This window comes from Acinetobacter sp. 2JN-4, assembly GCF_003687745.1.
Classification (GTDB): domain Bacteria; phylum Pseudomonadota; class Gammaproteobacteria; order Pseudomonadales; family Moraxellaceae; genus Acinetobacter; species Acinetobacter halotolerans.
The window spans coordinates 20,842-36,672 of sequence record NZ_RDNY01000002.1 but is presented as its reverse complement, the minus strand read 5'-3'; the positions used below and the strand labels follow the sequence as shown (position 1 = coordinate 36,672).

The following is a 15,831-nucleotide window of genomic DNA, read 5'->3' as shown; positions in this document are numbered from 1 at the left end:
TTCGCCTTGTATAAAGTTTCTTAATCAATAATAAAAGGATACCAATTCAGGTACCCTTTCAAAAGTCATTTTTTCGATATTTAAATAGGTTGAATCATCAACACCTTAGATGGCTGCGGCAACCACCTGTTCAGTGGTCAATACGCCTTGCTCAATCAATCGGTTGGTACATGCAATAATGGCTTCGATAGATGCGGTGACAATATTGTCGTGAACGCCTGCACCGAATGCACTCTTACCTGTACCTTTGACTTGGATTTCGATCAACGCAAGTGCTTTTGCATTTGCACCAGAACTGATACTACGTTCTTCGTAGTTCACCACATCGATTGGTAATTGTAAGGCATCTAACATGGCAGAGATTGGACCATTTCCTTCACCACGGAGACGTTGAACTTCGCCTTCGATTTCAATATCTAACTCAATGATTTGTTTGCCATTGATATCAGACAATTGATAATGTTTAGTTTGATAATGACTGTTTTTCACATCTACATACGTGTCTTGGAATAATTGCCAAATCTGATGGGCACTGATTTCAGTCTCATTTTCATCGGTATACTGTTGTACGATCTGGCTAAATTCGATTTGCACGCGTCGCGGTAAAGCCACGTTGTAATTCGACTCTAACAAGTATGCAATACCACCTTTACCTGATTGGCTGTTGACACGAATCACCGCATCGTAGTCACGGCCTAAATCTTTCGGATCAATTGGTAAGTAAGGCATATCCCACATTTCTTGGTCTTTTTGGAATTCGAAGCCTTTTTTGATGGCATCTTGGTGAGAACCAGAGAAAGCCGTGAAGACCAAATCGCCTGCATATGGATGGCGTGGATGCACAGGTAAGCCAGTACATTCTTCAACAGTGGCAATGATTTCATTGATATTTGAAAAATCTAAGTTTGGCGCAACACCTTGGCTATACATGTTCAATGCCATCGCCGCAACATCAACATTTCCTGTGCGTTCACCATTGCCAAAGACACAGCCTTCGACTCGGTCAGCACCTGCCATAATCGCTAATTCTGACGCAGCAATACCACAACCACGGTCATTGTGACAGTGAACCGAGATAATCACGCCCTCACGACGTGCCAAGTTGCGATGCATCCATTCGATTTGATCGGCATAGACATTTGGCGTTGAAACCTCAACCGTTGCAGGCAAGTTCAAAATGACTTTATTGCTTGGTGATGCTTCCCAAATTTCAGTAACCGCATCGCAGACGTCTTTCGCGACTTCTAATTCAGTTGCAGAGAAACATTCTGGACTGTATTGGAAAATCCATTCAGTTGCAGGATATTGTGCAGCATATTCTTTGACTTTATTAGCCGCATTCATCGCAAGTTGTTTCGCGCCGTTTGCATCGACATTCAATACTTTTTGACGGAAGGTCGGTGAGTTTGAGTTATAGATATGCACAATCGCGCGTTTTGCTCCGACTAATGCTTCAAAAGTACGTTCGATCAAATGATCACGCGCTTGAACCAAAACTTCGATATAGACATCATCTGGAATCAAGTTTTCTTCAATTAATTTACGAGCAAAGTCGAAGTCAATTTGAGATGCAGATGGAAAACCAATTTCAATGTGTTTGAAGCCAATTTTGACCAACATGTTGAACATTTTGAATTTTTGTTCCATGTTCATCGGTTCAAAAATCGCTTGGTTACCGTCACGAAGGTCTGTACTCATCCAAATCGGTGCTTGGTTGATTTCATTATTCGGCCATTGACGATCTGGTAAATCCACTTGTTGGTACATACGGCGGTATTTTTTGCTTGGGTCAGCCAACATCATTAGGTAACTCCTTGTTATAGCAAGGGTTGCATGTTTAGTCTAAATGCAACCTACTATAAATATATATGGTGTCTATCAGAATCAATTTAAAGAGGATTTGTGTTTCGAGTGCCTAAAGAACTAGGCAAAAAGATTTATACGCGCGCGAGGCGCAGCATCAGGAGAGCAGCGAGATGTTTTGTATATGACGGATCGGTAACGCCGTGATTTGTTTTCATTATCTACCATTCAAATCAGTTATTTGGTTTTGCAACTATATTAATCATCTAATCAAAATCAGTCTAGGTGAAAATACAAGCGACTGCAAAGGTCTATAAAACATTTTAATTTGAACAAGTGGGAAATGTTTTTCTATTTTTTGCAGTATTCTAAGAATTATGAGAAAAATTTCCCATAATTTCTATAAAAATGGGAAAATAAATTATTTCTTAACACTAGAACTTTATAGTTCTGACCACATACGAATGAGGTTGTGATAGAGATTGGTGAGTTTCATCACTTCTGAATAGTCATCGCCGTGATCTTTGCGGAGCTGGCGGATGCTTTCATCTAAATTAAATAGCATATGACGCTTTTGGTCTTCGCGAATGAGGCTTTGTACCCAAAAAAAAGAAGCAAAGCGAGTGCCACGCGTGATGCTACTGACTTCGTGCAAACTGGTGGAGGGGTAGAGAACGACATCACCCGCAGGGAGTTTTACTTCATGATAACCATAAGTATCCTCAATCACTAAATCGCCGCCATCATATTCCTCTGGTTCACTCAAGAAAAGTGTACAAGATAAATCTGTTCGAATTTGTTGACTCGTACCACGAATCAAACGAATGGAGTTATCGACATGAAAACCAAAAGTCTCATGTTCATCGTAGCGATTAAATAATGGGGGAATAATCTGTCGTGGTAGAGCTGCGGCTTGGAAAGTTGGATGTTTCCAAATGGCTTGCATCACGATTTCACTTAAATGATGGGTAAGCTGGTCTTGTTCTGAAAGTTGCTGATTTTTTTTAACAGATGCGGAGAGTGTACCCGCTGTTACTTTACCGCCAATCCAGTTTGCTGTTTCCATCACTTTGCGGAATTCTGCAACTTGTTCTTTGCTTAATACATTAGGTATATGATGAATCACAGAACATATCCTTTTGAATAGATAGTGATAAAAATAGCCTCTTAGTAGAGGCTATTTTATATTAACTTAGATAAATTCCATAATAGACTTATGGGATTTAGTCTTAGTATTTAAAGTTGATCGCAAATACAGCGTTACGACCATCACCTTCATTTGCATAATGGCGAGCATGTGCACTCGTGAAGTAACGTTTGTCAGAGAGGTTGTTGATATTTAGCTGTAAATCTATGTTGTCATTAACATTATATTTAGCCATTGCATTGTAAATCATAAATGTTGGCAATACACGGCTCTGGTCATGGTATGTGTAAACTCTATCGCGGTACTGCACGCCTGCACCTACAGTGAATTGCGGTAAGATTTGATAGGTTGTCCACAAGTTTGCACTGTTTTTTGCGACAAATGGAATTGGGCCACCTGATTGAACTTGCTCATTTCTGACGATCCCACCTTCTTCAAGTTTGCTATCTAAGTAGCTATAGCCAATCGCCATTTCCCATTGATCAGTGATATGACCTGTCAAGCCAATTTCAAAACCATCAACTTTGCTTGAACCTGCATTTGTAGAAAAGCCTGAGCTATCGGTAATACGAGTATCTTGTTTTTCTGTACGGAAGATCGCAGCAGTTACATTGGCACGATTTTCCCAAAGACTCCATTTTGTACCGATTTCATAGGTGCGTGCTTTTTCAGGCTCTAAGTTCTTTGTTGATTCACTTAAACTATCAATATCAGGGTCGATACCTACAGGGTTGGCTGATGTTGCGTAGCTCGCATAAATACTACCATGTTCAGTAGGGCGGAATACCACACCAGCTTGATAAGAGAAGTAATCTGTATCGTTTGAATACTCTGTGCCAGCAGTAATGGTATTACCACGACTTGTTACATCTTTATTGTATTTTAAGTTGGTATCAAATTGATCCCAACGTACGCCGAGATTGAGTAACCAGTACTTGTTGAACTCAATACTATCTAATGCATAAATAGACACAGTTTGATTGGTGAGAGTGGTTTGTTTCTTATTTGGATTCAGTGAACCTAGCCAAGCATCGTTTGGTGTTGGGTTATCGAGATCTGTACACCAGCCATCATTATTTGCACAGTCAGCGTTAAATCCAGCAGTGGTTGAACCCTTATAACCAGAGTAAGTCATATCATAGTTACCACGATTAGTTTTTTCGCGGTTGTATTCTGCACCCACATTAAAGCTATGAGCGAGTGTACCTGTATTGAATTTACCAGCTAAAGACAACTGATCGGTAAATGCTTCTGTGTCACGAATTGACTGAGTTGCACGACGATAAACCTTGCCGTTATAAATGTTACCTTTTGAGTCATCTGGATTGGTATACATGTAGTCTGCTTTTGAGCGACTATATGTAGTTGTATTCGTTACAGTTAGATCATCATTAAAATCGTGTTCTAATTTTAAAGTACCGATGTGATTTTCACGTTTATCAAAGTCACGATCTTTCCAGCCATAATATGAACCTTGTTTGACGTTAACTGGTTTGCCACCGTTATTTCCATCAAATGGAATGCCAGAATCTGGCTCATCATTGCTTTTCAAGAAGTAATAGCTCAGCGTTGCACGATTGTCACTACCTAAACCAAATGCAATACTTGGCGCTAAGCCGACACGTGCATATTCTGCACCATTGTGTTGGCCTGATTTTTCATTCTCGTGACCCATTGCAATGACACGACCTGCGATACCATTACCAAAGTCTTTATTTGTATCAAGTACGATGTGTTTATAGTTATCAGTGCCACCAGCAACAGTGCCTTGATATTCATCACCCTCGTGAGCAACTTTAGGAATCAAGTTGATGCTACCACCCACGCCACTACCACCAGTAAGTGCAGAACTTGCCCCCTTGGTGATTTCTACTTGGTCGATTGCGAACATATCGCGATTTTGAGTGGTTGAGTTACGCACACCATCAACATAGATTGCGCTTTGCCCATTATAACCACGAATATATGGGATATCTGTATAAGGTGCACCGCCTTCACCAGCCCCTAAAGTAATACCAGGCTCATTACGTAATGCTTCTAATAATGTATTTGAATTGGTTTCTTTTAAAAGTTTTTGAGAAAGAACCGAAATAGTTTTTGGTGTATCTTTTAACGGAGCTACATACTTTGCATTTGCAGATTTATCGACTTTTAATTCATCAACAGTTGCTTCTGCATGGATCGTTGGAAGCTGAACCACTTGGCTTTTATCTTGAGCAATCGCTGTTGTTGCGATCATTGAGAGAGAAGATGCAATTGCAGAAGAAACAAATTTCTTACGTGTTCTGATAAAAGAAGACATATCGTATCCATGTAAACCTTAAAATTCATGCAAATAATAATTATTCTTATTTTTATATGCAATTGTTTGGGATTGGTTTTAACGATCTTAGATCATATAACTTTGGAAAAAGAAATAGAATAGTGTAATAAAGTGTAAGTTCGTGTGGATTTTAATTGTTTAAAATACGATCATTTCTTATGGTGGAGTAATTAACCTTGCGTATATGCAATTTTCACCTATTTAGAATAATCACTGAAATTAATTAAAAGAGGCGAGTTGGTAGAGATGCTCGGATTCACTTTTGCTGCTAGAATGCCTGACTAATTTTGTATATCAGCAAAGTTGTCATATAATGTGGCACTTTTAAAATTGTTACTACTTATATATCGAGGAAGCCATGCAAGTAACGACTGAAGCGGTTTCGGGCGTTGCCCGTCGTTTAAATGTTTCTGTACCGACGAGCCGTGTTAACGAGCAGTTTGAAGCTCGCTTACAGCGCACTGCCAAAACTGTGAAGATCAACGGCTTCCGTCCAGGTAAAGTGCCTTTAAATGTAGTGCGCCGTGAATATGGCGCGGGCATTTATCAAGAAGTTGTGAATGACATCATTCGTGACACCGTTTTTGAAGCAATTCAACAAGAAAAAATCAATGCTGTCGGTATGCCGAACATTGAAAAAGTTGAAAACAAAGATGATGTTTTAGTTTACGAAGCAACTGTAGAAGTTTATCCAGAAGTTGAAGTGAAAGCTTTTGCTGATTTGGAAATTGAGCGTAAATCATCAGAAATCAACGATAAAGACGTTGATACCATGATCGAAAACTTGCAAAAACAACGTCAAACTTGGGCTGTAACCAAAGGTATGGCGAAGAAAGACATGCAAGTGACTTTCGACTTTGAAGGTACTGTTGATGGTGAGAAGTTCGAAGGCGGTACGGCTGAAGACTTTAAACTGGTACTTGGTTCAGGTCGTATGATCCCAGGTTTTGAAGATGGTATCGTAGGCATGAAAGCAGGCGAAGAGAAAGTTATTGACGTGACTTTCCCTGAAGATTACCAAGCTGAAAACTTGGCTGGTAAAGCTGCTCAATTCAAAATCACAGTGAAGCAAGTTGAAAAACCAAAGCTTCCTGAAATTGATGCTGAATTCTTACAGATTTTTGGTGTGACTGAAGAAGAAGGCTTAGAAAAGTTAAAAGCTGATGTTCGCAAGAACATGGATCGTGAAGTTCGTAACGGTCTTCGTAACCAAATTAAACAAGCTGCATTTGATGCGCTTGTTGCTGCAAACGAAATTGAAGTACCAGCTTCAATGGTTGCTCAAGAAATTGACCGTCAACGTCAACAAATGATCCAACAGTTTACCCAACAGTTTGGTGCTCAAGGTGCGCAATCATTTGATAGCAGCATGCTTCCTGATGAGCTATTCAAAGAACAAGCTGAAAAATCAGTTAAACTCGGTGTGTTGGTTAGCAAAGTAATGGCTGATGCGAAACTTGAAGTTGATCAAGCGCGTGTAGAAGCTTATATCGATGACATGGCTTCTTCTTATGAAGATCCAACAGAAGTTGTTGAATACTTTAAAACTGACAAACAGCAACGTGCTCAAATTGAAGCTGTGGTTTTAGAAGACCAAGTTGTTGATCATATTTTAGCAGCTGCTAAAGTAAATGAAGTAGCGGTAAGCTATGAAGACTTATTGAAAGAGCAACAAGCTCGCCGTGGCTAATCTATCAAGAGTTGAGAAGAAAGGCGCGTAAGCGCCTTTTTTTATCGGTCTTTGTCTATGTTATGAAAGTGTTAATTTGTCAAAAAATTGCCAGATTTTAGTCTAAATAATCGAATATTTCAGATTGAACCTTTTGCAATTTCATTGATTATCCCTCATATTGTTGGCATAGATCGTGTCACAATAATTTAGGAATAAGTAAACGTATGTATGTTCCAACAATTGATAATGCTTTAGTTCCAGTAGTCGTTGAGCAGTCATCTCGCGGTGAGCGTTCATTTGATATTTTTTCACGCTTGTTACGCGAGCGTGTCATTTTCTTGACCGGGGAAGTGGAAGACAACATGGCCAACTTAATCGTTGCGCAAATGCTGTTTTTAGAAGCTGAAAACCCAGAAAAAGATATTCATCTATATATCAATTCCCCTGGCGGTTCTGTGACTGCGGGGATGGCGATTTATGACACTATGCAGTTTATTAAACCTGATGTAGTGACTTATTGTATGGGCCAAGCTGCGTCAATGGGTGCATTCCTGTTAAATGCAGGTGCCAAAGGCAAGCGTTACTGTCTTGAAAATGCGCGTGTGATGATCCATCAACCATTAGGTGGTTTCCGTGGTCAAGCCTCAGATATTGAAATTCACGCACGTGAAATACTCTTTATTAAAGAACGTTTGAATCGTCTAATGGCCGAGCATAGTGGTCAAGACTATGAAACTGTTGCTCGTGATACAGATCGTGATAATTTCATGACTGCAAATGCAGCTAAAGAATATGGTTTAGTTGACCAAGTCTTAAGTAAGCGCCCGTAATTTTCTAAAGATTCAAGAATTGGAGTAAATATGTCCGAACATCCTCAAGGACAAAAACATTGTTCATTTTGCGGTAAAACGCAGTCTGAAGTCGGGAAACTGATTGCAGGTGAGGACGCATATATTTGTAATGAGTGTGTGGATGTCTGCTTGGATTTGGTACAAACCAGTCAACAGGTCGAAGCTGGTGATTGGGCAAGCAAAGCCTTGCCTAAACCACATGAAATACGTGCTGCCTTAGATCAGTATGTTATTGGACAAGATATTGCAAAGAAAACCTTATCTGTAGCAGTTTATAACCATTATAAACGCTTGAAAGCGGGTCAATCAGGTCATAAAGATCAAGAAATTGAAATTGCGAAAAGTAATATTTTGCTAATTGGACCTACAGGTTCGGGTAAAACTTTACTTGCGCAAACACTTGCTCGTTTACTTGATGTTCCTTTTGCGATGGCAGATGCGACCACACTCACTGAAGCAGGCTATGTCGGTGAAGATGTTGAGAATATCGTGCAGAAGCTGTTGCAAAAAGCAGATTATGATGTAGAGAAAGCCCAGAAAGGTATTATTTACATTGATGAAATCGATAAGATTACACGCAAATCTGAAAACCCTTCCATTACTCGTGATGTATCGGGTGAGGGTGTACAGCAAGCATTATTGAAAATGATTGAAGGGACTGTTGCTTCTATCCCACCACAAGGTGGTCGTAAGCATCCTCAACAAGAATTTATTCAAATTGATACTGCCAATATTCTTTTCATTTGTGGTGGCGCATTTTCAGGTTTGGAAAAAATCGTCCAACAACGTCAAGAAAAGGGCGGTATTGGTTTCACTGCTGATGTGAAGAATAAAGATGATCGGAAGAAAGTATCAGAATTATTCCGTCAGGTAGAAGCAAATGATCTTGTGAAGTTTGGGTTGATTCCTGAGTTTATTGGTCGTTTGCCTGTGATCGCAACTTTAGAGGAACTGGATGAGGAAGCGCTTATGCAGATTCTGACAGAACCTAAAAATGCGTTAACTCGTCAATATCAACATCTGTTTACGATGGAAGATGTGGACTTGGTCTTTGATGAATCTGCATTACGTGCTGTGGCAAAAAAAGCACTTGAGCGTAATACTGGTGCGCGTGGTCTACGTTCTATTTTAGAAAATGTACTGCTTGAAACCATGTATGATTTGCCAAGTCGTACAGATGTGGGCACTGTGATTGTGGATGAAGCTGTGATCAATGGTACAGCTAAACCGACGTTTAAAGCAGAGCGTTTACCGCAAGTGACGAATTCTGAAGTCAGTGAAAAGAAAGATTTAAAAGTGATAGATTCTAAATCGGCGTAACGCCAAAGATCTATCGTTTATCTAAAAAAGCATGAAAGGCTTAGCTTTTCATGCTTTTTTTATTTGCAATTGGGCATTGAGGTGTTAATCTTAAAAAATTGAAAAAACCGCATAGTGTTGCGTAGTTAAAAATAAATCCAAGAAAACGCCTTGAGGGATGTCATGCGTTATTTAATATTGTCATTATGTTGTGCAGGGGTATTGGCTGGCTGTCAGAGTCAAAAGGCAGTTGAACAGAATCCAACAGCACTGACCGCAACGCTACCACCTGTTGATACTGAAAAAGAACCTGGTTTATTTGATCAATACCACATCGGTGGTTTTACTGTCGGAGGTTGGGTTAATCAAAAGTTAGGGCAACATTTCTCACCGATTAAGCCACAAAATCAACAAGCAGCGGTGGTCTATCTCTATCGTCCAGATACGCGATGGAATCGTCAGGAAATCGCTGCTGCAAACTTATTTATCAATGGTCATCGTATTCCAAGTTTGTTGCACAATCATTATTATTGGCTAGAATTACCCGCAGGCACTTACAGATTGAGCGTGAGCCGTCCTTTGGTTGGATTACATTTTCAAAAACCGAAATACATCGATTTTAGCGTTGATGCTGAGCAAACTTATTTCATTAAATATGATGAAGAAAATAAGATTTCTCGAAGTGAGCCGAGTGGTCCATTTATGCCAACGCCTGAAAAAGTTGCTCGTCAAGAAATTGCATTTACACGCTTAAAATCATCAAGCTATAATTTTGTGGCACAGGATGAATCTGGCAAGATCCGTTCTAAGCCTCAAGAGCTTAAACCTGAAAAATATGATGAAAAATCAGAGGTACATTTGGTCAAACCATTTAAGTTATGGAATCCTTTGACTTGGTAATGTTCTCATAATTATCTATGCAGAAAAGCACAATTCGGTTGTGCCTTCTGCAAAAGTTTAAGGCTTAGAAATAATAGCCTAGATTAATATTAAAGCGTTGTTCAGTTTTAGAGCTATCGCCTGCAACGCTTCCCCCAATAAAAGGTTGATTTTTTGCATTGACAAAATCAACGTAACTAAAGAAATTCCCTGCAGAAACAGCAACACCGGTAGTGTTCATAAAGGTGTCACGGCTATTATCAGATTTGTCATAAATCATGCCGTAATCATTATAAAATTGCAGTTGTGAAATCGGACCCAAAGAAACGGGCAGCGTATAGGCAACATTGGCACTTAAGGATTTGGCTTGTGCTGCAATGGAGTCATAGAAGCCATATGCGCCAACAATCATACGATCCGCATTGTTGTTGACATTGTAGTCATATTGACTGTGCTGTAATTGAACGTTCCAGCGTTGATAATTACTATTGAGATGAACTGCCCATGCATGGTAGTTTCCGACGCGTTTTTGGTTGTCATGCAGTCCACCATAAAGTGCAGATGTTCCGATTTCACTGGAGATCCCACCGAGATCAAATTGATAACCTACGCGACCTGAAAGCGTATTGTATTCACCGATTTTTTGCGTTGGTTCAGCATAAATATCTTCATCGTTAGCTCGTACGCCAACAACATCATATGAGTAGCGTTTACTACGATCATCGACATAACCGTCAACGCCCCCTAATTCATCATTTTTATAAAAACCTAAATCGAGTCGCCAATTATCTTTCATTTGGCGTGAAACGAGGATCCCAAGGTCAAAGTCATCTTCTAAACCAATATAGTAGTTTGGACTGAAATAGTAGCTATGAGAATTATAGGGTTGATTACCAAAGCGAACAGGTGTAATCCCGGCTTTAATTTCCCAATTAGGTATGAACTCATAACCTAGCCAAGCATATTTGACGGTTGTCATGTAGTCATAAAAACGCAGTTCTGCACCGAGTAGAATGTCATCGACATTGCCATTAAATTTGAGTGCGATCATATCGAAGTCAAAATCGCCATGACGGTCTTTGTTACCTTTTTCGTATGAGTTAATGCCTAAATTGGCACGAACTGCACCGCCAACATCGACTTTACTTTTTTTTGCTTCAGTGCGAGTGGTCTCAGCTTGTTCGTCTAATGCTTTGGTTTGTTGTTGGTGTAGTTTGGTTTCGAGTGCAGCAAGTTGTTGTTTTAGGCTATTTATTTGTTGCTGTAAGTCAGGTTCAGTATGAGCATAGCTGCTAGAGCAAATAGCAAGTGAAGATAAAAGTAAAAATCTTTGATAAAGCATAATATTGAGAGTTCTCCTTTTTTGATGTTTAAGCAGTGTAATAGAGTTTTTGTCGTATTTTCAAATATCAAACATTTAAAAAGGCATTGAGGCTAGCCTCAATGCCTTAAAAGTGAATAGCACTTATATTTTGTTTATACGCGAGAGTTTAAGCTTGTGCTGCATCAACCACTGGAATTTTTCCAATTTTTGCTTGCCAGATTTTTGGTGCTGTCGCATGGATCGATGTACCATTCACATCAACCGCGACAGAAACAGGCATATCTTCAACCACAAACTTATAGATCGCTTCCATACCTAAGTCAGCAAATGCAACCACTTCAGCTTCGCGTACTGCTTTCGATACGAGATATGCTGCACCACCAACGGCCATCAAGTAGGTTGCTTGATTGTCTTTGATCGCTTCAATCGCAGCCGGACCACGGTCCGCTTTTCCGATCATACCGAATAAGCCAGTTGCTTCTAGCACTTGACGGGTAAACTTGTCCATACGGGTTGCAGTTGTCGGGCCAGCAGGACCAACCACTTCATCACCCACTGGATCGACTGGACCCACGTAGTAAATAAATTTACCTTTTAAATCAACAGGTAGTTCTTCACCATTGTTCAACATGTCAACCATGCGCTTGTGTGCAGCATCACGACCCGTATAGATCGTACCGTTTAACAATAAAGTATCGCCCGGCTTCCAAGCATTCATTTCTTCTTGGGTAATGGTATCCAGATTCACACGTGTTGATTTTGAAGAATCCCAAGTAACAGCAGGATAGTCTTCAAGTTTTGGTGCTTGGATATGTGCAACACCAGTACCATCAAGTTGGAAGTGCGCGTGACGTGTTGCCGCACAGTTCGGAATCATACCGACTGGCTTACCCGCAGCGTGGCATGGATAGTCTTTGATTTTAATATCAAGAACTGTGGTCAAACCACCAAGACCTTGTGCACCAATACCAAGTGCATTCACTTTCTCGAAGATCTCGATACGGAGTTCTTCCATCTTGTTTTGTGGACCACGACGAAGTAATTCGTCCATGTTGATTTCTTCCATGAGCGCTTCTTTTGCAAGCATCATGGCTTTTTCAGCAGTACCACCAATACCGATACCGAGCATACCCGGTGGACACCAGCCTGCACCCATGGTTGGAACAGTTTTAAGTACCCAGTCTACGATTGAATCAGATGGGTTGAGCATGGCAAGTTTAGATTTATTTTCTGAACCGCCACCTTTCGCTGCAACGGTAATATCCACTTTGTTACCCGGTACGAGTTTGTAGTGGATCACGGCAGGGGTGTTGTCTTTAGTATTCTTACGACCAAAAGCTGGATCAGCCAAAACAGAAGCACGGAGGACGTTTGAGTTCTCTAAGTAACCTTGGCGAACACCTTCGTTGATTGCATCATCTAAGCTCATGCTTAAATCAAATTTAACGTCTAAACCCACTTCAAGGAAAACATTGACAATCCCTGTATCTTGACAGATTGGTCGATGGCCTTCAGCACACATACGTGAGTTGATGAGGATCTGGGCAATTGCATCTTTTGCAGCTTGGTTTTCTTCACGATCATAAGCACGGCTCATCGCTTGGATGAAGTCTTGTGGGTGATAGTAAGAAATAAACTGCAGGGCATCCTTGATTGATGTAATCAAGTCATCTTGTTTGATGATCGTTGTCATATCAAAATTCTCTTGAGCGGGCGATTAGCTGGCGGGCTAAATTATATGACAAAAAGTCTGCATTGTGGGAGTTTTAGCATGTATTTGGCTAATGGTTGAAAGATGTGAGTTTCGGTTTCTTGCTAAATCTCTTATGTTCTTCCCGATGGGGAAACGCAAAGCGGCTCAATCATCATGAACGTCGTTTATTGGCAATATAAATTGACCTTATTTCATTCTCAATTGAGAGGGAGAGTAGCCGAAATACTTTTTAAAGCGATTACTAAAATGACTACTTGAACTAAAGCCATATTGCGCAGAAATTTCGGTGAGATTTAAGCGGGTGGTCTGTAGGGCTTGATGCGCCAGTTCTAGGCGACGTTGCATCACATATTGATGTGGTGGCATCTGCATGGATTGTTTAAACATATGTGCAAAATGATATTCACTGAGTTGCGTTTGTTGCGCCAAATCAGACAGTGTGAGGCTGAGATATAAATGCTGATCGATCCATTCTAAAAGTTGCTTTAGCACATAAGGTGATAGGCCTCCTTTTACCACAGGTACTTGCCATTGTGTGTGGCTATAATTTTTAATGAGATGGTTGAGTAATAGCGTGGTTGCGGTGCTCATTTGTAAATGGTTTTCGTGATTACCCCATGCCCCGTTAAGTAGGAAATGTCGGTAAATCATCGAGATATGTGGGTCAGATACAAAGATTTGTGGGTTGAGCGTGATTTGACTTGGCTCTCGATCCCAGACTTGTTCCGCCACACGTTGTAAATGCTGTTGAGTATAATAAAGATGCACAAACGTGAGTGAATCACGCAGATCCCATGTTGAGTCAAAATCTTGTGGCATGAGGCACATACGATCTGGCCCGCCGCCATTGTGCCAACCTTGAGCAGTCTTCTGATAACTCTGATAGCCGCCTTGAATATACATACTTAAAGTGTGATGGTTACTACAGACATTGACACGATCTTGGTTGTTTTGCCACATTGCCAATTGCATGCCTGAACCCAACTCTACCGAGTCGAGTAATTGGGCTTTATATTGTTGTAATTGATCTAGAATCTGATATTTCATCTTCTACTCAAAGCTTTAGATATGTGACTAGTGTAGCGATTTTTAATACATAATTGTTATCGATGCAACAGAAGAAATAGAAAACCGCAAGTTGGTGATAGTGAACGCAAGATGATGCAAGCTATCGTGATCTAAGACAAAGCAAAATAGTGCAAATGATTTTGGGTTTAGAAAATATGAATGCGCTGTTATATGCTTCGGTTGTGATGATCTGGGGCACAACATGGATTGCGATTAGCTTGCAACAGCAAAGTGGCATCGCAGCCAATGTTGCCGTGTTTTGGCGTTTCTTTATTTCTGCGATGATATTATTTGTTTTTGTCATCTTGAGTAGAAAACTGCAAAAGCTAAATCGTACAGATCACTTGTTCTGTTTACTACAAGGCTTATGCGTTTTTGGCTTGAATTTCGTTTGTTTTTATTACGCGGTTCAATATATTAGCAGTGGTTTAGAAGCTGTTATTTTTTCTATGGCGATGATCTTTAATGTCATCAACGCCAAACTGTTCTTTGCTCAACAGGTTTCAGCACGTTTTTATCCCGCTGCTTTGTTGGGCTTGCTCGGCATCATTGCTCTATTTTGGCATGATGTGATCGGAGCTGACTTAAATCGTAATACTCTGATTGGGATTGGGTTGTGTGTATTAGGCACTTATGGTTTCTCTCTGGGGAATATGATCAGTACTCGACATCAAAAGCAGGGTTTGGATATCTTCACCACTAATGCTTATGGCATGCTTTATGGTGCGATATTAATGGCATTGATTTCGGGCTTTAAGCAAGATAACTTCTTCCCAAGTATGCAATTGAGCGCAATCACAGCTTTACTCTATTTAGCAGTGTTTGGTTCTGTGATTGGATTTACGGCTTACTTTTATTTGATTGGACGTATTGGTGCAGGAAAGGCAGCATATAGTACATTGCTATTTCCTTTGGTGGCTTTGGTCATTTCAACGATATGGGAAGGTTATCAATGGCATATCAATGCCATGATAGGTGTGATTTTGATTCTATGTGGCAATGCGATTTTCTTTATTAAAAGCCCACAGCCAAACGTGCTGACCCGGTCAAAACAGGCTTAGCCCAGACTGAACAGGAGTACAGGAATGCAAGCAGATTTGGCAAAAAATATTATTGATATTTATAAAAAACATGGCCGTGCTTGGACGGAGCGTCGAGGCAACCATTTATATGAAAAAACATGGTTAGATCAATTTCTTGCTTTGATCCCATCACATTCCCAGCTTTTGGATTTGGGTTGCGGCTCAGCCAAACCCATCGCGGCATATTTGATTGAACATGGGCATCAGATCACAGGCGTAGATGCCTCAGATGTAATGATCGAAATGGCACAATCAAATTTTCCTGAGCAGAGATGGATACAGCAAGATTTTCGTCATTTTTACGCTGATCAGAAATTTCAAGGGATTTTTGCTTGGGATAGTTTTTTTCATCTCACGCACAATGATCAAAGAAAAATGTTTGCATCTTTTGCGCATCATGCCAGAACCGGAACAGTTTTAATGTTTACCAGTGGACCTGCACATGGTGAGGCAATCGGCGAGATGTTTGGTGAGCCGTTGTACCATGCCAGTTTATCGGCAGATGAATATCGTCTTTTATTAAAGCAACATGGATTTGAAGTAATCAGGATGGTGGCGGAAGATCCTGAGTGTGCAGGGCATACGGTTTGGTTGGCACGCTTTATCTAAAGAAAAACAGCTATTTATTGAGATAAATAGCTGTTTTAATCAAAGCGGTAATTTGGATTT

At 40.3% G+C, this 15,831-nt stretch carries 12 protein-coding genes; 6 read left to right on the top strand and 6 right to left on the bottom strand.

All coding sequences use genetic code 11. The features are described 5' to 3' along the window. Window positions 1-105 precede the first annotated feature (105 nt). The 3 genes from leuA to EAH57_RS03020 all read right to left on the bottom strand — a co-directional run bounded on the left by leuA (window position 106) and on the right by EAH57_RS03020 (window position 5,252). On the bottom strand, window positions 106-1,803 hold the full coding sequence (gene leuA / locus EAH57_RS03030) for a 2-isopropylmalate synthase (protein ID WP_121928799.1): 1,698 nt from the start codon (window positions 1,801-1,803) through the stop codon (window positions 106-108). 442 nt (window positions 1,804-2,245) lie between these two features. Next, entirely contained in the window at window positions 2,246-2,929 is a 684-nt protein-coding gene (locus EAH57_RS03025) for a Fe2+-dependent dioxygenase (protein ID WP_121928798.1), read from the bottom strand. A gap of 103 nt (window positions 2,930-3,032) precedes the next feature. After that, the gene (locus EAH57_RS03020; protein WP_121928797.1) at window positions 3,033-5,252 is read right to left on the bottom strand and encodes a TonB-dependent receptor; all 2,220 of its coding nucleotides are present in this window, start codon (window positions 5,250-5,252) and stop codon (window positions 3,033-3,035) included. A gap of 379 nt (window positions 5,253-5,631) precedes the next feature. Between EAH57_RS03020 and tig the strand changes: the two genes are divergently transcribed. The 4 genes from tig (at window position 5,632) to EAH57_RS03000 (ending at window position 9,995) form a co-directional block, all read left to right on the top strand. Next, a complete protein-coding gene (gene tig, locus EAH57_RS03015) occupies window positions 5,632-6,963 on the top strand; it encodes a trigger factor (protein ID WP_121928796.1) in 1,332 nt (443 codons plus the stop codon). 206 nt (window positions 6,964-7,169) lie between these two features. Next, window positions 7,170-7,775 carry an ATP-dependent Clp endopeptidase proteolytic subunit ClpP gene (gene clpP / locus EAH57_RS03010; RefSeq protein WP_004672895.1) on the top strand — a complete coding sequence of 202 codons (606 nt, stop codon included), beginning with the start codon at window positions 7,170-7,172 and terminating at the stop codon, window positions 7,773-7,775. Window positions 7,776-7,805: 30 nt separating this feature from the next. Further along, window positions 7,806-9,116, top strand: coding sequence for an ATP-dependent Clp protease ATP-binding subunit ClpX (gene clpX / locus EAH57_RS03005; RefSeq protein WP_121928795.1), 1,311 nt, complete (start codon window positions 7,806-7,808; stop codon window positions 9,114-9,116). 162 nt (window positions 9,117-9,278) lie between these two features. Further along, window positions 9,279-9,995 (top strand): DUF2846 domain-containing protein, encoded by a 717-nt coding sequence (locus EAH57_RS03000; RefSeq protein WP_121928794.1) that lies wholly within the window; start codon window positions 9,279-9,281, stop codon window positions 9,993-9,995. A 64-nt stretch (window positions 9,996-10,059) separates the two neighbouring features. On the opposite strand, the gene EAH57_RS02995 is transcribed toward EAH57_RS03000, so the two are convergent. The 3 genes from EAH57_RS02995 to EAH57_RS02985 form a co-directional block, all read right to left on the bottom strand. After that, window positions 10,060-11,316: a carbohydrate porin gene (locus tag EAH57_RS02995; protein WP_121928793.1), complete on the bottom strand. Its 1,257-nt coding sequence runs from the start codon at window positions 11,314-11,316 to the stop codon at window positions 10,060-10,062. 148 nt (window positions 11,317-11,464) lie between these two features. Beyond that, window positions 11,465-12,991 (bottom strand): fumarate hydratase, encoded by a 1,527-nt coding sequence (locus tag EAH57_RS02990; protein WP_004672888.1) that lies wholly within the window; start codon window positions 12,989-12,991, stop codon window positions 11,465-11,467. A 207-nt stretch (window positions 12,992-13,198) separates the two neighbouring features. Further along, a complete protein-coding gene (locus EAH57_RS02985; protein WP_121928792.1) occupies window positions 13,199-14,059 on the bottom strand; it encodes a helix-turn-helix transcriptional regulator in 861 nt (286 codons plus the stop codon). Between the two features lie 176 nt (window positions 14,060-14,235). Between EAH57_RS02985 and EAH57_RS02980 the strand changes: the two genes are divergently transcribed. Then, complete coding sequence (locus EAH57_RS02980; protein ID WP_121929121.1) at window positions 14,236-15,141, top strand: DMT family transporter; 906 nt, start codon at window positions 14,236-14,238, stop codon at window positions 15,139-15,141. Window positions 15,142-15,165: 24 nt separating this feature from the next. Continuing rightward, window positions 15,166-15,771: a class I SAM-dependent DNA methyltransferase gene (locus tag EAH57_RS02975; protein WP_121928791.1), complete on the top strand. Its 606-nt coding sequence runs from the start codon at window positions 15,166-15,168 to the stop codon at window positions 15,769-15,771. Window positions 15,772-15,831 lie beyond the last annotated feature (60 nt).